Genomic DNA, 832 nt, shown 5'->3' on the forward strand with positions numbered 1-832 from the left:
CCAGCCAGCATGTTGAATCAGAACCGATCTGATTTGGGAATCCTCAATCGATTCAATCTAATCCCATCCCGCTCTAGAGGATCACGGTCATGATCACCAAGCTTGCCGACATCGATCCGAAGCGCGTCGCGGCAATCCTCTACCGGCGAAACAGGACGCTTGTGAGCTGCTCGCCGACTTACCCCAGGAGTCTCATGCGGCAAGGCGTGCACGTCGGCGGCTTCGTTCAGCAAACCTGAAGGGCGCGACGGCATGAGAACCATGCTCGCGCTGGACATTGCGACGGGGCACGAGATTTCGATATGCGAGCACACCCGGCAGCGGCGCCATGTTCTGCAAGCTTGGTGCTAATAGGCTTACCGATGCTACCGTTGTGGTGGCCCACGCGATCAAGCGGCGTCGATCTCCTCGTGATTAACAAATTGTCCAAGAAGGAGGTTCGGCGGGGGCCTGCGCGACGAATTTATTGATGCGATCATCGCTGGTGTACCGCTCCTCACGACCGTCCCCGGAAAATGCCTTGTCGACTGGCGGACTTTCACCGGGGATGTTGGCACAACGCTGTGGTGCGAGCGCCAGGTCGTAGAGGGATGATGGCGCGACATCCCCCGCCGCCGCGCATCTGCGCGCAATCCATCCGGTCACGACGATTTAGTGATGTTCCCATCCGACAGTTTCATCACGGCTGAGAGCATCGCCGATCTTGCCCCGAGATTATCCACCACGATCGATGGAAAAAAGCCGTCACTGCCGGATTCCGCTCCACGTCACGTGAGTGGTCCTCGTGCGCCTCGTTAAGGGTGATCATGCGGCCTAGCAGGATTTGCCGCGG

2 protein-coding genes are annotated in these 832 nt (G+C 58.7%); both read left to right on the forward strand.

What is annotated here, in order from left to right; translation table 11 throughout:
- Positions 1–89 precede the first annotated feature (89 nt).
- Complete coding sequence (locus AC5ZGW_RS46540) at positions 90–239, forward strand: hypothetical protein (protein ID WP_165421643.1); 150 nt, start codon at positions 90–92, stop codon at positions 237–239.
- Positions 240–450: 211 nt separating this feature from the next.
- On the forward strand, positions 451–594 hold the full coding sequence (locus AC5ZGW_RS46545) for a DUF2478 domain-containing protein (RefSeq protein WP_394570405.1): 144 nt from the start codon (positions 451–453) through the stop codon (positions 592–594).
- The last annotated feature ends 238 nt before the right edge of the window (positions 595–832 follow it).

This window comes from Bradyrhizobium sp. Crot121, assembly GCF_059512385.1.

Coding starts and splice junctions, on each gene's coding strand:
- AC5ZGW_RS46540 (WP_165421643.1), top strand. CDS start 90: ATGATCACCAAGCTTGCCGACATCGATCCGAAGCGCGTCGCGGCAATC.